At 53.5% G+C, this 15,335-nt stretch carries 12 protein-coding genes; 7 read left to right on the top strand and 5 right to left on the bottom strand.

The annotated features are described in order from the left end of the window. Positions 1-43: 43 nt before the first annotated feature. Positions 44-1,615, bottom strand: coding sequence for a glutamate-cysteine ligase family protein (locus EPA93_RS15295; RefSeq protein WP_129888346.1), 1,572 nt, complete (start codon positions 1,613-1,615; stop codon positions 44-46). A gap of 1,010 nt (positions 1,616-2,625) precedes the next feature. Between EPA93_RS15295 and EPA93_RS15290 the strand changes: the two genes are divergently transcribed. Genes EPA93_RS15290 through EPA93_RS15270 form a run of 6 tightly spaced genes read left to right on the top strand, consistent with a single transcriptional unit; the run spans position 2,626 to position 6,894 of the window. Next, positions 2,626-3,846: an aminotransferase class I/II-fold pyridoxal phosphate-dependent enzyme gene (locus EPA93_RS15290; RefSeq protein WP_129888345.1), complete on the top strand. Its 1,221-nt coding sequence runs from the start codon at positions 2,626-2,628 to the stop codon at positions 3,844-3,846. 14 nt (positions 3,847-3,860) lie between these two features. Next, a complete protein-coding gene (locus EPA93_RS50950; protein WP_129888344.1) occupies positions 3,861-4,067 on the top strand; it encodes an SMR family transporter in 207 nt (68 codons plus the stop codon). After that, positions 4,064-4,213 (top strand): hypothetical protein, encoded by a 150-nt coding sequence (locus EPA93_RS50945; protein ID WP_165423133.1) that lies wholly within the window; start codon positions 4,064-4,066, stop codon positions 4,211-4,213. Before EPA93_RS50950 ends, EPA93_RS50945 begins: the two co-directional genes overlap by 4 nt. Next, entirely contained in the window at positions 4,210-5,235 is a 1,026-nt protein-coding gene (locus EPA93_RS15280; RefSeq protein WP_129888343.1) for a methyltransferase, read from the top strand. Before EPA93_RS50945 ends, EPA93_RS15280 begins: the two co-directional genes overlap by 4 nt. A 27-nt stretch (positions 5,236-5,262) precedes the next feature. Beyond that, a complete protein-coding gene (locus EPA93_RS15275; RefSeq protein WP_129888342.1) occupies positions 5,263-6,423 on the top strand; it encodes a GNAT family N-acetyltransferase in 1,161 nt (386 codons plus the stop codon). A 3-nt stretch (positions 6,424-6,426) separates the two neighbouring features. Continuing rightward, a complete protein-coding gene (locus EPA93_RS15270; protein ID WP_129888341.1) occupies positions 6,427-6,894 on the top strand; it encodes a pyridoxamine 5'-phosphate oxidase family protein in 468 nt (155 codons plus the stop codon). 210 nt (positions 6,895-7,104) lie between these two features. Here the strand turns inward: EPA93_RS15270 and EPA93_RS15265 are convergent, their stop codons facing one another. Beyond that, on the bottom strand, positions 7,105-8,436 hold the full coding sequence (locus tag EPA93_RS15265; RefSeq protein WP_129888340.1) for a transposase: 1,332 nt from the start codon (positions 8,434-8,436) through the stop codon (positions 7,105-7,107). A gap of 63 nt (positions 8,437-8,499) precedes the next feature. Continuing rightward, positions 8,500-8,901, bottom strand: coding sequence for a transposase (locus EPA93_RS15260; protein ID WP_165423132.1), 402 nt, complete (start codon positions 8,899-8,901; stop codon positions 8,500-8,502). Between the two features lie 1,448 nt (positions 8,902-10,349). Here EPA93_RS15260 and EPA93_RS15255 point away from each other — a divergent pair. After that, positions 10,350-10,736: a DUF4158 domain-containing protein gene (locus tag EPA93_RS15255; RefSeq protein ID WP_165423131.1), complete on the top strand. Its 387-nt coding sequence runs from the start codon at positions 10,350-10,352 to the stop codon at positions 10,734-10,736. Between the two features lie 290 nt (positions 10,737-11,026). Here EPA93_RS15255 and EPA93_RS15250 read toward each other — a convergent pair whose 3' ends face one another. Next, on the bottom strand, positions 11,027-11,947 hold the full coding sequence (locus EPA93_RS15250; RefSeq protein WP_129888337.1) for an alpha/beta fold hydrolase: 921 nt from the start codon (positions 11,945-11,947) through the stop codon (positions 11,027-11,029). A gap of 251 nt (positions 11,948-12,198) precedes the next feature. Further along, positions 12,199-14,973: a winged helix-turn-helix domain-containing protein gene (locus tag EPA93_RS15245; protein WP_129888336.1), complete on the bottom strand. Its 2,775-nt coding sequence runs from the start codon at positions 14,971-14,973 to the stop codon at positions 12,199-12,201. Between the last annotated feature and the right edge of the window lie 362 nt (positions 14,974-15,335).

The raw sequence follows: 15,335 nt of genomic DNA, 5'->3' as shown, positions 1-15,335 counted from the left end.
AAGGGCCAACGCTCCTCGCTCTCTGCCGAAAGATCCTATCTTTCTATATCATAGAACAGTGCTCTATCACTTGTCGGAAGGCTGATGGTTTCGTCGTGCGCTGAGAAAGCGTTTCAAAGAGTGCAACCTGTTCCTCGGCAGGAGCCATGCGCGTGTCCAGGATTTCCTCAATCTCGTTGTTGACACAGGCCACCTCTTCCTCAGTCAACCGTTGTCGAGCAAGTGCCCAGATCTGACGCGCCAGCTCCGTGGCATTGATTCCTTTCACACAGGCAGAAAACCCCTGTGTGCGCTCATTGCAGAGTGAAGGGAGCCGATGTGCTAAGTCATACCAGGTGAGTGGGGTTGACGCAAGAAAGGTGAAGACTTCCCGCTGGCTACGCACCAGAGCCGTTTGGAGCACAAAAGGAATACTGAATCGCTCCCACCCTGGATGTGTGTGTGTAGGTAAAACAGTAGCTGGAATACGTCCTTCTGCACAGAGAAAGCCTGTTTGCACCTTTGCTTGCCGCAGCAAGGAATGAAACAATGGCTCATTGCGGCTTTCAACGGCTTGTGCAAAGAGTTTGGGGTCAAGCTGATCAGCCTCAGGAAGATGCAAACGGATTCTCGCTCCATAGCGGGGATAGTAGAGAAAATCAAAACCATTAAAAAGATGAGCTACGCTGGGATGAACGTCCTGCTCTTCTCCAGTCTCTATGTCGACAGCTCTTACCTGATCCATTTGTAAATAGGTCAGCGCGTTGAATTCCCGGGTATCGTTTGGCTGAATAATACCTAAAAAGGTGTATTTATATTCGTTGGCAGAGCCTGTTTCTTTGCGCAGTGGTAGAACAAGCGGTCTTTGCTGACGCAACACGTACCGATAGTAGTCAGTTAAACCTGCAGGGCGTGTGGGCAGATTCTTGGTCAATGCCAAATCTGTAAGGTAACGGCTGCTTGCGAGCAAGCCGTGATCTCCCCAGACTTCCAGGCGGTAATCGCGTTTGTCTGAGAGCGTTCCTTGCAAAAAAGGTGAGTTGGCTGTCAATAAATTGAACATCCATCCCATTGCCTGAAGCAAGGCTATCTGTGAGGCTGCCCCTTCAAGAGGCAAGGAGTTCCAGGGTTGGATCGAAGCAGCCATCGCTCCGAGCTCAAGTGACCAGCCGCGCCCTCTTTCAGGGTTTGTGGGATAGATCTTTGAGAGGGCAGAGAAGGGGACATGCGATCCTACCTGCAAAGGCCCCTGAAAGAGCTCATAGAGGGGTTTAGGAACGACATACTGATAGGCAAAAGAGGGGTCTTCTAAGGGGTGAAAGGAGGAAGAAAGCAAGCTTGCGGGTGAGTGTTGACGCAAAAGCTCTTGGACAAGCACAAGGGAACGGCGATACGTTGAAATGAGTTGAGGAAGGTGGTGAGCAACTACCCCTCGAAACTCAAGAATATGTTCCGCTTCATCATAATCAAGAACTACGCGCTGCAGAGAGAGTTCCCTATCCTGGCTGAGTATTTTTTGGGCGTGTTGTTGTAAAAGAGAAGCGACTGGAAACAAGCGTCCCGTATTGCCCTCTACTGCTAAGGTCTCTACTTCTCCACCATATGTTGAAGCGGGACTTGGTTCAGGTGCGTTCATGTCTCCTCCAAAAAAGGATTTTCTAAGAAACAGATCTTCTGTTTCTCATAGGAAAGCGAGAAGCCTTCTCGCCAACAAACTTTGACTCTAGGAAATACTGACGAACTTGCTCATTCAGAATGTGGACAGAATGTCTACTATTAGTCTAGCAGGGCAGAAAAACTGCTCAACCGCCTCCGAAAAGTTGGTACATATCCATCCACCAGCGCCTCTTTATCACCGTTGTCTCTCATTGTCCTTCATCCGCGATCCTCTCTGCTCGATGCCTTCAATGACGGTCCAAAACGAGATGCTAAAAAAATTCCGAGGGAGGCTTTCCCACTAAGTAGGCAGGAGAAGGTGGAACTGGTACGCACACTAACGCCGTCAGGCAGAGGGCAAGAAATTCACTCACGCAGAACGATACCATGCGACGAAGCCATGCGTGTCTGGGCTATAAGGTCTCATCTCATTGTTTCCCCTTTTTCATGCCTGTGTGCTGTTCATCGTCACCCAGATCTCATCACGTGGACGTAAGGTCAGCTGCGGATCAGGCGTTACCTTCGTGCCAGGCAGAAGCTCAACGTGAGTGCGAGAGAGGATCGTTGCCAGGCGCTCTTGCCCTTGATCCCAAGAAACGAACGGTTTTGCGACGCTGCAATCCGTTCCAAAAAAAGGGTCGATATTGACACTTCCCCGTAAAACGACGTTTGCGGAAAAAGCGGGAGGCGTGGCGTCTTTTTCTCTGCTTCCTGCCAAGGCTCATGAGGATGACGCCATTCGAGTCCCCGTCCCTCCCTTGTCACCATCCAGGAGACAGTCTCGTGGCAGCAACGAAGGGATCTTTCCTTCGTCATTGTCCGTCCGTGGTCAGTTCTGGTGAGGCTGAACTGCAGAAGGGAAGGGAGGCTTCTCACCATCATCTCTGGTTTCTGAGAAACAAGAAGGAACGAGTTGCACAAGGATGCTTCAACACTCCTTTTCACTGGGAGAGGAGGAAATGAAGCCGAGAGGCTAGAGAAGGAGAACGAATGGTACACCAACAGTCTCTTCTGGACGCATGGGGGTTCACCTCGTTTGTTGCGGCGCTCCAAGAGCGGAGCCTTTGGCATGAGCCTTCTTTTCTAGAAAGTCCCGCCTATGATACCATCCGCTTAGGGCAGAAGGAGCTGGTGAATCTGGCTGGGATCAGTTTTCTTGGATTCCAACAGGATGAAGAAATCCTGGAGCATTTCCTGGAAGCCACCCGTCGATATGGGATCGTGACAGCGGGTTCGCGCTTAGCTCAAGGGGTAAGCCAGGCCCATCAGCAAGTCGAAGAATTCTACTGCCACCTTACTGGCAAAGAACGAGCATTATCGTTTGCTTCTGGCTGCTTAGCGAACCTGGGTTTTCTGCACGCCATGGGAACACGTTTCGGAACAAAAAAGCTCTGTGGGCTCGATAATCGGGAAACCGTGTTCCTCTTAGATCGGGATTGCCACTGGAGCCTACGCAAAGGTGTTGAGGGATTTCCACAGCATGAGTATTTTCCCCATAACGACCCGATCCATTTAGAACAGATGCTCGCCAGGCTGCAGGGGGCAAAAATCGTCGTCGTTTTCGAGAGCGTTTATTCCACGGATGGAGGAGTCGCCCCTATTGGTACGCTCTTAGATGTCTGTGAGCGCTATGGGGCTGTCAGCTTTGTGGATGATGCCAACGGTTTTTTGATCTATGGACCATCGCAGCGACCCTTTGCTCAGGAGTTTGCCCACCTTGGGCGAGCAACCTTTGTGATGACCTCCTTTTCCAAGTCCGTTGGCCTGGAAGGAGGGATCATTGCAGGTCCCGCTGATGCCATACGCGCCTTTGAATTTCTCTCAGGAACATCGATCTTTACTGCTGCTATCCAACCCCCAACCGCTAGCACGATTCATTTCATTATGCACAAACTCGTCGAACAGCCTGCTCTTGTGGACGGCTACTTAGAGCAAGTCGCGCTCTTTCGCCGTCGGCTTGAAGCCATAGGCTGTCGCCTCAACCCAACTCCGACCTACATCACTTCGATCCTGGTGGGCGATGATGAGAAAGTAGAACCGGTTCGTCGTGGATTGTTCGAGCGGGGCTATCTGGTGACTGTTTTCCATTATCCTGCTGTCCGGTTCAACCACGCCATGATTCGGATTCTGCCCAATAGGATGCATACTTCAGAGCAGATCGAGGGCTTCCTTCAAGCCCTTACTGCCGTCAAAGAAGACTATCAGTTTTAAATCGAGGTGCCACGATGACCCACATCTCTCTCGTCCTCTCCATCTTTTGTGAAATGCTTGGAACAACACTCCTAAAATGCTCCTATGGTTTTTCACAGCTCTTGCTTACGCTTCTGGCAAGAATCGCTTCTGTCTGCAACATCTCTCTGCTTTCATTGGTGCTCACAAAGATGGACGTTGGGATGGCCTCTGCCTCTGATCCACGCTGGGCACGGCGATGATCGTAGCCATTGGCGACCTCTGGTTCAACGGGTCGATGCGTTTGATGAAGATTGGCTCGCTCTTGCTGGTCATCAGTGGTGATCTCGGCCTCCAACGAGAGCAGCAGTATTCATTGAAACAGGGCAGGAAGGAGGTGCAACGATGAGCACCAAGAAACAAAGAGGATTGAGCCTGGATCAGCAAGCAGAACTCGCTCTGCCCTGGGCCATCCGAGTCGCCGCGACATTACGCCTGGCCGATTTCATCGCTGGGGGCGTGACCCACTTGGAGGATCTTGCCAGCCGAGCGCAGGTGCATCCAGGTGCACTTGGTATGCTCTTGCGCTATCTGAGCGCCTCTGGGATCTTTACCGAACGAGCCCCAGAACACTTTGAACTGACCCATGCAGCCCGTATGCTTCTCGATGATCATCCCCAGCATCTGCGAGAACAGCTCGACCAAGAAGGGGTGGGAGGAAACATGGATCGAGTATGGATAGGGCTCCTCGACTCGATTCGCACAGGTCAAGCTGCCTATCGAGCCATCTACGGATGTACGTTCTGGGAAGCATTAAGCACCAACGCCAGCCTGAGCGCCTGGTTTCATCCCTTGATGATCAGGCTTTCGACAGAGGATGCCGATGCCCTGGTCAAGAGCTATGATTGGACAAGGGTAGGTCATATCGTTGATGTCGGCGGAGGAATGGGAAGCGTGCTTGCTGCACTTCTTCACGCGTATCCTGCACTCTCTGGGACACTCATTGAGTTGCCTGAAACAGCGGCCCGTGCTCAGGCCACGTTTGCTGATCGAGGACTGCTAGAGCGCTGTAGCATCGTTGGAAAGAGCTTTTTCGAGCCGCTTCCTCCTGGGAAGGATATCTATCTCCTCTCTTGTGTGCTCTTCAACTGGGATGATGCACCCGCGATTGAGATCCTTCGTCGTTGTGCACAAGCCATTGGACCACAAGGACGTGTGCTCATCCTGGAACCACTCAGCGGTCAGGAGCCCATTCCTCGCCCGGTGACGGCTGAGGAATTACTCACCCTGGTTTTACTCGGAGGTCAGATACGATCCTTGGAAACCTATGCGAACCTTGCTCACTGCGCAGATCTGGAAATTTGCTCAGCTCATCGCTTAACATCAGGCAACACGCTGATTGAATGTGCTGCATCTGCTTATGGGATATAGCCCTCAATCTCTCAAAGGTGGCTGCTCATGGATACCCAGAAAAATCTCTCAGCACTAACGATTCAGGTTTTCGAGCAACTGGACCAGATTGAGGCAAGGGACTGGAATGGCTGTTGTGCAGCGGAGAGCGCCTTTTCTGCTGACTACCTCCAGGCTCTTGCCCGTTGTGAGCTCGATTGTACCTTCCGCTATTTTGTGGCCCGCAAGGACGGTCAGGTCGTGGGAACGAGTTTTGGCTATCTCACTCGTTTTCCCCTCTTTCCCCTGCTTCATCCCAGGGTCTTTATCGGGGCCTCACCGCTCACGATAGGCTTCCCTTTCGGCTTCTCCCAGTCTTGCTCCGATCAGGAGATTCTTCGCACCTTGATCGATGGCATGATCCGGGAAGCAAGCACCCAACATGCCGCAATGATGGTGTTGCGCGATGTGAACAAAGAAACCTTGACCACTTTCAAGGCGCTTGAGGACACCTGTAGGACACTCGGCTTCCATCGCCAGCCGTTGTTTCAACAGGCATGGCTCCACCTTCGGTGGGTAACCTTTGACGACTACCTCACGGCGTTGCGTGCTCGTTACCGTGAGTTGGTTCACCGAGACCTACGCCGGGTGCAACAGGCCCAATGCACCTTGCAGGTCCTCCCAGGATCGGAGGCCCGTGCCTTTCTTCCCGATTTGCATCGGCTCTGGCTCCAGTCGTATTGGAAGCATCAGGACCCTGATCAACTCCTTCTTCCCCCAGCCTATTTCAGTCAAGCGCTGACGCTGCCAGGCTGTCGAGTATTTCTCGTGCAACGACTGGGACACCTCCTCACTTTCATTCTCACCTTTGAGCATGCCTCCACGCTTGAGGCCGGTCATAGCGGCGTGGATTATGCGCTTATTGGCAACATTCCTGCTCATCGGTATGCCGAGTATGAAATTATTCGCTACGCCATTGACCACTGCTTTGAGCGGATTGATTTTGGGATTTCACATGAGGCGAACAAACAACGGTTGGGGTGTCATCTTCAGGGGCAGTACGGCTATTTTTGCCCCCTTTCTCCCTTTGCTCGGTTCCTGGTCGGACTCCATATTGACCGGTGGCTCTTGCGTAAGTATGGTTTTGCGGTTGCTGCCCCCGAGAGTCAGGACGGTGAGATAGCTCCCTATGTCTTCCGTAAGCCACCCGAACTGGAGGAGAGGAGATAGCTCATGAACACAAGGATTGCAAAAAACATTCTTGCTCATATTTGTTATGCAAGTCTTGCGACTACCTCACAAAGCGGTCTTCCCTGGTGCTCTCCGGTCTATGTGGCTTTTGATCGCAATCACCATTTTTACTGGATATCAGCGCGGCAAGCCCATCACTCCCAGAATATCAGAGAACACAGGCAGATCGCAGCGGTTCTCTATGATTCAACCGTTTCTGAAGGAACTGGAAAGGGGGTCTATATCCAAGCCATCGCACAGGAATTGTCAGATCCAGACGAGATAGCGTCTGGGCTGCTCGCCGTTTTTGGGCGAGCAGGTGAACAGCCTCCTGCGATAGAGATCGTGAGGGGGAATTCCCCGCTTCGCATCTACAAGGCAGAAATGCAAGCAGCATGGATCAATGTTGGAGGGCAGGTGAATGGAACTCCGATCGAGCAGCGGGTAGAGATTAACCTCAACAACCTGTGACCCCTCAAGCTTGGAGGGAACGACACCTCGTACTCTGCTGTGGCCGGATGGCACCAAAGAGAGCGGGAGGCATCAACAAGAGGATGCAAAGGACCTACGTCCATGCCAGGAGGGAACTCCCAAGAAATAGGCACTTCCATGACGACTCAGGTGAACTCCGTTACACGTCACAAGAAACGAACCAGCCTGTTGAAAAATGCCCAGCAGAGTTTATGAGAAAGGATGAGCTAAAAAATTCCCCATCTCAATTTGGTAGAGCAAAAACGAAGGCAAAAGTGAAATAGGAGATGAGGATAAAATAAGGAAAATAGTCATAAAATGACTATTCAAAGAAAAACAAAGGATATATGCGTAAGATTGCCTGTTGTTGAGGCCAAGAGAGATCATTTCTGCCACGGCGACCTTGCGCCTATGGATGGTCTTGCTTCTGTTGGTGGGAGGTTTCTCTATCGGCGAAGCCAGGGGAAGAGCCATGGCCACGGCTTCGGAGGGAAACGGACGTCGCCCCCAACCTCGTTTCTGGAGCAAGCGTTTGAGGTTCTGACCAGAGGCAATGACGAGCGCCTCACAGTTGACCCGCCAGAGTCGTCGCAAACGAAAACGCCGCATCCCATGCCACTGCTTGCCCTCTCCAAAGAGTGGTTCGACCCAGACTTTGCGCTTGTTGAGCGCTTTTTGATACGCAAAGATGGCTTCGTAGGCTTTCACACGGTCAAGGTAGTCGGCCAAAAAAGGATGATGGACATGCCGACCACGGTTGCTTTCGGTACACGCACTCTTCACTGGACAAGCGTTACAGATGGCAGCGTCTGCGCGATATTGTACTTCCTGTGACCCCTCCAAGCGGTACGCAGGCCGCAAGATGTGTCCTTGAGGGCAGGTAAACTGATCATGGAATGCATCATACGTGAATTGCGCTAATCCGTAATAGCCAGCGCGTTGCCCTCTCTCGGCAACAGGAATGTACGCACGGATGTGGGCATCTTCTAGGGCTTTGATGATCTCGATGGTTCCGTACATCATGTCACCTGTCACCTGCCTGGGTCGGAGACGCCAGCGAAAGAGGATCCGCCAGATCAGATCGAGAATGGGTTGATTGTCATTGACCTCCCCTGGCACCACCAGCACCGACAGAATGATCCGACTTCTCCCTCCGTCCACAACGTAATGTGTATGGTAGCCCAGGTGTGTCCCTCCTCCTTTGAGACGCATGGGCGTGGCGTCGGGATCAGTCGTGCTGATCCGCAGGTCCGCTGTCCGTTGATAGGTGCCATGGACTTCGCGTTGGGGCCGACCCTCCTCAGCGATCCAGTCATGTCGAGCCGCATTGTCGGCAGCAAGGTCATCACGCCGCGTCTGGGAAAGGGATGTGGGGAGCGGAAAGGGTCCTGGAGAGGCTTCCTCCGGTGAGATGGGTTCGAGAACAGCGGAGCCCCCATGCGTTTCCTCGGTCTGCTCAGGTGTTGCTGGTTCAGAGGCAAACAGAGCAGCGAGGTGTTCTCGGATGGCTTCGCGAGCTTCCACGGCAAAACGTAGGGCCAATGAATCGAGATCAGCATTGGCTTCAACTTGTGTGGCGTCAAAGGAGAGTTCCTTGCCCCAGACTCATTTTGCCTGGCGACATTGTTCCACAATGGTCTCAAAAAAGCGGCGAAATATCTCCAAGCCGTAACGAGTGCGAATCTTGCTGAGCGTGGAATGATCCGGCAGTGGCTCATCCAGTTCATAGCCCACATACCAGCGTACGCTCAACCGATCTGCCACCTGGCGCATGAGGAGGCGTTCCGAGCGAATATCTTCAAAGAACATCACCAACTGGAGCTTGAAAAAGACCACCGGATCGATGGACGGTCGCCCAGCCACAGCGTAATGCCCGCGAACGTGATCGTAGACAAACGAGAGATCCAGGGCTTTTTGCAGATGCCGGTAAAAATGATCCTGAGGAACCAACTCCTCCAGGGAAACTGCGACTAAAGGGGCAAAGGCCCGCTCTTTGAAACCCATCATAGTTCTTGCTCCTCCTCGTCCCCATTGCATCGCCTTTTTCCTCCTTTGTCAATCTCAGCTTCTCCTCTTTTCCCGTTCACATGCACTTTTTATCCTTATACCCTTCTCTCCACTTGGCGGAACCCTCGCTCCGTCAAACTCATGGGCCCACTTGTAAGCTCAGCAAGGAGTTTTTCAACAGGCTGGAACGTTTATGATACTCAGCTTTTGCACTGCCACAAAATATGTAGGAGGCCTCTGCGAGAAGCCTCCTCGAACCTTGTAGTCGCCAGGAGAGAGAGCCGCTGTGATGGCGGAGACAGTCACGCTTTGTTGCTCGTACCCACCTGCCAGAGCCGTTCTCTTCTTCCCTCCTCGCAGGGCTCTACAACCATCTGCAGAGACGATGAAGGGTGCGTGAGCGCGCGCTCAGAGCGTTCATCCTCTTCTGCCAAGTGGCTCATACGGACGATACTACGGTGTCACGCTGACTTGTTCCAAGCGCTCTATGACTGCTTGGGCCCTCACCTCGTAGAAAATGGGGTCCCGATATAACTAGAGGAGATGAAGAGCTTGACGGAGAAGCTAGCAGGCTTGCTCGAAATAGAGCTACCAGTGGCAAGCAAGGGGGAGGTGGGAGTTTGAGGAAAGGACGAGAGCTGCACAGGTAGCAGGAGTGGAGCCTCCTTGTGCATGGGGAGACGCAGAGAAAAGTTGCCTGAGAGGGGGACATCACGAGCGGATGAATCGCCTCTCAGGCAGCAATGGGTGATGAGCACCTTCATTGCTGCGAAGAAGGGCAAGCGTTCCTATGGCTTCCTGCTGACACTGGCCCAGATCGCGGCTAGGCGCTTGTCCACTTGTCCCCAAATGCGCAACCGTTGCACGTTTGGGGAGCTCATCGGCAGCAACAAGAGAGTGAGCTTCAGCAGTTGCGAAGTCCAAGTGCCACTTAGGAGCATGCAGCCATCGCTCATGAGAAGCCCATACCCAGAACGTTCTCTCATGCTTGTGTCTGCCAGATGATCGGCGATCCTTGGGGGGCAATATCCAGAAGAGCGTCAGACTCTACAACGGCAATAGAGTACTAGAGGCAAAATGGGGAGAGCTTGATGAAATAAAAGTGCTGAAGCTCGTAGGCACGACACCTTACCATGATTAGCCTTGCTCCACCTCAGAGGCAGGAGAGCGAACATGCACATGGAGCTCTTCCCTCTTTCTCCAAGCACTTCTCATTCTATTTGCTTTCTTTTCCATGCAGTCTTTGCTGCTCTTTTCTCCTACTTGGGATCGTAACATTTTTCGTACATATTTCCCCGCTAAGGCTTGGTAGAGCAAGAATGGGCCAGAATCTCTTTCTCACTAAGGCAGCCGATAGCCTTCCGGTCCCGTTCGTGGCGGTTTCATTGACACTATTCACATACACATGATAAGAAAAGAGCATTGATTATGTGTATGTGGAGAAGAACGTGCCTTTCACTTCCAAAACACCACCCTACTTAACTCCTGAACAGCGTCATACCCTGACCCAAATCCCGGCTGACCTTCCGGATCGAGAGATTGTTCGCTACAACACCTTTACGCAGCAAGATCCCAATCTCATTAAGCAAAGGAGGCGACTTTATAATCGCCTGGGATTTGCGGTTCAGCTCGCCGTATTACGCTTTCCGGGACGACCATTGAAAGATTTAGCGGGGATTGCGTGCAGGGTACTGGCAGCCATTGCTGACCAAATCCAGGTTTCAGCATCCGCGTTTGCTCGTTACGGGGACCGCGACAATACCCTCTATGAGCACTTGGACGAAATACGGCAGAAATGCAAATTTCGTGAGTGTGGGTGGAGAGAGTATTTGTAGTTAACACGCGAACTGCTTCCCTTGGCCCTGGAAAGTGATCGTCCAGTTCCGTTGATCGAGCAAGTCTTGGAACTGCTTCGCAAAGAACATAGGACAGCGAGGCACTGGCTGTCCCGACGATGATGAAGATGGTGAAGTGATGGTATCCATACGTTCTTTCCTAACTCTGCTCGACTCTATCCATATGCTTGACCAGTGAAATAGGGCTGTACGCGAGCCTCTCAGACCATCTCGAATTTTTGGCCTGTCGTCTTTTCTTTCTATCGCTTGTCATACGCATATGAAGCATGTTATGGTTCGGCAAAAAAACGGCGCAGTTCTTGTGCCACCAGTTCCGGTTTGCCGCCTGGGTTCCTTTGTTTATCGTAATTCCAGACAGAGCCATGATCGAGTCCAGGGAACTCAACACGTGTCACATGAGGTAAGACCTTCTCCAGGGCGTCAAGGCTCGCTTTCTGGAACGCCGCACTCTTGGAGCCGCCGAGCAAGAGTACCTTGGCCTGCACAGTGTGGAAGTTTTCCAGCGTTTCACTCATCTCGAAGAGCACCTGTCCATCGTGGTGAAGGGTCGGAGCGAGCGTCCTCATCGATAGGTACTCGCCGCTGCCGTTCTTGTCCTCCCGCGCCAACATCATTTTTGTTAGGAATTCGAGCAGCAGACGGGGGATGTATTGCATAATCGGTGGCCCCATCTTCGGGCCGAGCATGCCCGTGATGAGCGCTGCTGCCACGTTGCCCTGGGCCATCTCTTTGTCATAGCGCTTCACCCAGTCAAGGGGAGTAGAGCCGTTGACAGAGAGCGCTGGTTCGTAGATAGCAAGCTTGTGAATGGTGGGGAGGACAAGTGCCGAGCGGAGCACGATCAGGCCTCCGGTGCTCAGCCCAAAGACCTGGCGGGCGTCTGTTTTCATCAAGAGGGCATCGAGATCTTCAACATCCTTCTGGATGCTGTAATCGTTGCTATGTGGGCTGCTGAGACCGCGGCCACGCCGGTCTGGCACATAGACAGTGAAAGTATCAGCCAGGGTTCCTGCAAGCTGATGGAAGTTATGGGCTGACCCCATGCCTCCTTGTACGAGGACAATGCTCGGACCGTGACCGTATTGGCGGTAGCCGATGCTGGTGCCATCTTGCGAGGTGACGATGCCAGTTGTGTAGTGCTCCCGCACGGGAGTAGTCGCTTGATTGTTGCTGGTCGTTTTCGTGTGCATGTGTTACTATCCTTTTGTGAACTCTTCTGAGAAGAGTTCTCTATCGTGTCCATCTCTTGTCGTCTACGAAGAAGCATACTCTCTCGATAGGTGGAACACAGTAGCCAAAAGGATAGGAGAAGGATACTCTCTTGTGTGGAGAGAAGCAGCGCGCAGAGAAGCGCCCAGAATAGCCAAAAGGATACCTGCTTGATGCCTGGATCGGAGCGATCCAGGCAATGTAGGGCTAGCGCTGACGCACAATCACGAGCTCAGAGTAAGGAGAGCGCACGTGCATAGGCAATGGCCTGCGTCCTATTCTCTGCCCCGAGCTTGCTGAGAATACCGGCGACATGTTTCTTGGCAGTGGCGAGCGAAACCACCAGCTGGTTGGCAATCTCCTGGTTGGAAGCACCCGCGGCAAGCAGGTGCAAGACCTCCAGCTCCCGTGGCGTGAGCGGCTCAAGGAGCTGTTGGGCAGTTTGAGAGGAGGGGCGTGGTAGAGCTTTTGAGCCAGGGAGGATGATTTCCTGCTGAACGATCTGGTGCTGCTCGCTGGCAAAGGAGGCGAGCACAGTAGAAACATAGGAAACAAGTGCCGGTGGGGCAGGGAAGATGGCGGCGCGCATGTGCTTTGTCGTGAGCCATGCCTGAAGAGCCTGGTGCATCGGCTGGCCAGCATCGAGAAAGACGCGCACGTACCCTTCAGGCTCGGTCAATGTGAGCAGTCGATGGAGAACGCGCAGCGCCCCTTGTGTGGCACCTAACCCCTGGAGAGCCACGACCTGTAGCGCCAGGATGGAGATCACACTCCCTCTTCTGGCAACCTGCTCGGCGCTCTCCAGGAGATCTGTGAGCAGATGCAAAGCCTGTGGATATCTCTGCTGCGCTAGATAGACGCGTACCAGCGCCAGAGAGGCGCTTTCACGGCTGTAGATGAGGGATTCCTGGCGAGAGGAGGTGTGTTCGGCCCAGTTCGCGGCTCGCGTCAGGTCGCCCTGGGCGAGCCAGAGATGGACCCGGAAACTTTCGAGCCAGGGGCGAATGAGCGCGATCTCGGCAGCGTGATGCATCCGTTCCATCTCGCGTACCACTTGTTCAGCGGAAGCCTGATCGTCTTGAGCAAGATAGAGAGAGATCAGCACCTCAGAGGCCCCTATGAGAATGTCGAGGTACTGCAACGGTGCTGTCTGCTCAATCGCTTTGTGCGCAGCGCTTTTTGCCTCTTCCAGTCGATTCCACGCGTACGCAAGCTGAGCCTGGAACAGGTTGGGATACGCCGCCTCTGGGAGGGGTCCTCCCAGACGGTTGACCAACTGTTGGAGTTCCTGATTATGGTCGTGTGCTTGTGAGAGGCGTCCCAAGGCAATCAGTGCGGCAATCAATCCCCAGAGGATTTGGGCCTCCTGATAGCGATTTTGCGCCATTCGGGTTCTCTTCCGACTTTCCTGCAAGGCTGTCACCATCGGGAGAAAATCCCCTGCCATGCGCCAGGCGATGGCGAATGGTGCCAGCCGATGCTGCTGCCACATGGTGTCGTCAGAAAACTCCAGATGCTCCATCTGCTCAGCAGCCCTGCTCAGTTGCTCCCCATTGCCATCAGCGAGCGCCTGTGTCATCAGTTCCCAGCCGTCGAGAAGAGTAAGCCGATAGCGCAGCCGCTCTTGCTCAGCGAGCGAAAGGCGACGCTGGTCTTCGCTCTGCACGGTCTGCTCCACACCTTCTCGGAGTTGGTGCAGATACACTCTTTCCTCCTGATCAGAGAAAGGGGACAGCATCCTGAACGCGAAAATGTAGCTCGTGGCAAGGAGAGGATGCGCGCGCAAGATCTCCTGAGGGAGGAGCTTGATCCAGGCCAGCAGCGTTTTGATCTCCCCTTGCAGATACAACTGCTCGACATAGCCCTCCAGCAACTCTGCCATGAAAAGCGCGTCCTGCGTGGCCCTCGCGTGGGATATCGCCTCGTGCGGCCATCCCTGCTGGTGATACCAGAGCGCCGCCTCGCGGTGCAGGTGCAACACCTGCTCCGGCTGGGTGGCTTGTAAACGCGCCAGCAGTACCTCGCGGAAAAGGGTGTGAAAGCGATACCAGCGCCGCTCCTCATCAAGTGGAACCAGAAAGAGGTTGGCCCGTTCCAGCGCTTCCAACATCTGCTGACTGGCCTGCTCCCCAGAGAGTGCCTGGCAAACTTCGGCATTCATCCGCTCAAGCACCGATGTGTAGAGCAGGAAACGTTGGTACGACTCAGGCAGCGGTCCTAGAATTTCCTCCTGCACATAGTCCAGAATAAAACGCTGGCTGCCGCTAAATGCCTGGAGAAAGGCCGACACGTCAGCGTGTCTCCGCAGGGAAAGGGCCGCGAGTTGGAGTCCAGCAACCCATCCCTCGGTGCGCGTCTCCAGGAGACGGATCTCTTCTTCTGAGAGCGAGAGAACCATCACCTGGGTCAGAAAACTGGCCGCCTCTGCGCTGTCCAAGCGCAGATCAGTGTCGCGAATCTCGACCATCTGTCCTCGTGCCCTCAGACGAGCAAGCGCCAGCGGAGGATCACCACGAGTGGCAAGCAGCAGGTGCAGGCAAGCGGGAAGATGATCGAGCAAGAACTGAAGGGACTCGTGAATAGTCGGTTCCTTGATGAGATGGTAGTCATCCAGAATCAGGATCGTTTCCTGCCCAAGCGTGGAGAGTTCATTGATGAGCAAAGTCAGAGCACTGGAAAGGTGCGCCGGTTGTGGGAAGTGCGACATCGCGAGCGTCGCCTCTCCTGCTGGAGAGCCAGCTTTCCTGAGTGCGGCAATCACATATGCCCAGAAGCGTGCTGGATCGTTGTCTTGCTCATCGAGTGCAAGCCAGGCGACCTGACCAGATCTCTGGCTCGCCCAGGCTGAGAGCAGGGTTGTTTTGCCGTAACCAGCTGAGGCCGAGAGTAGCGTCAAGGGATACGAGCGGCTCTGATTGAGGACCGTGAACAGGTGCTCGCGTGGTAACAGCGTGGAACGAAGAGGTGGGATGGTGAACTTGGTCACCAGCAAAGATGACTCAGGCATAGGAAAACCTCTTCCTCTGTGCCACTTCGGCGACCTTTGTGATCACGCTTTGCGTCTTGTTGATCTGGACAATCGATTCTCCCTGTATGAGCAGCTGATAAACAAATGCAGCAGCGCTCGCGCATACCAGCGCACAAGCGACGAGATGTTTTTGTCGGAACAAAGAGAAGCTTGCTCATCTCACTACCCTTCTCACGGGACGTCTTGTTTTGCCATAACGATCACCCCTTTCCTGGGAAGGGCCAAGCGTATGACTTTCTCACAGTATATCTGCTCTCTCGATGCAGTGTAAAGCAATCGCCTTTTCACACTTTACCAGAACCAGGTGTTGTTTGCCAGATCAATCTGCGTTTCTTCAGGCA

Origin of the sequence: Ktedonosporobacter rubrisoli (genome assembly GCF_004208415.1) — a bacterium.
Lineage (GTDB): Bacteria > Chloroflexota > Ktedonobacteria > Ktedonobacterales > Ktedonobacteraceae > Ktedonosporobacter > Ktedonosporobacter rubrisoli.
This window is presented reverse-complemented; position numbering and strand designations above follow the sequence as displayed.

Excerpts from the sequence above, each read along its gene's own strand:
- EPA93_RS15245 (WP_129888336.1), bottom strand. The coding sequence starts at position 14,973 with ATGCCTGAGTCATCTTTGCTGGTGACCAAGTTCACCATCCCACCTCTT.
- EPA93_RS15270 (WP_129888341.1), top strand. The coding sequence starts at position 6,427 with ATGAACACAAGGATTGCAAAAAACATTCTTGCTCATATTTGTTATGCA.
- EPA93_RS15275 (WP_129888342.1), top strand. The coding sequence starts at position 5,263 with ATGGATACCCAGAAAAATCTCTCAGCACTAACGATTCAGGTTTTCGAG.
- EPA93_RS50945 (WP_165423133.1), top strand. The coding sequence starts at position 4,064 with ATGATCGTAGCCATTGGCGACCTCTGGTTCAACGGGTCGATGCGTTTG.
- EPA93_RS15260 (WP_165423132.1), bottom strand. The coding sequence starts at position 8,901 with ATGATGGGTTTCAAAGAGCGGGCCTTTGCCCCTTTAGTCGCAGTTTCC.
- EPA93_RS15290 (WP_129888345.1), top strand. The coding sequence starts at position 2,626 with ATGGTACACCAACAGTCTCTTCTGGACGCATGGGGGTTCACCTCGTTT.
- EPA93_RS15250 (WP_129888337.1), bottom strand. The coding sequence starts at position 11,947 with ATGCACACGAAAACGACCAGCAACAATCAAGCGACTACTCCCGTGCGG.
- EPA93_RS15280 (WP_129888343.1), top strand. The coding sequence starts at position 4,210 with ATGAGCACCAAGAAACAAAGAGGATTGAGCCTGGATCAGCAAGCAGAA.
- EPA93_RS50950 (WP_129888344.1), top strand. The coding sequence starts at position 3,861 with ATGACCCACATCTCTCTCGTCCTCTCCATCTTTTGTGAAATGCTTGGA.
- EPA93_RS15295 (WP_129888346.1), bottom strand. The coding sequence starts at position 1,615 with ATGAACGCACCTGAACCAAGTCCCGCTTCAACATATGGTGGAGAAGTA.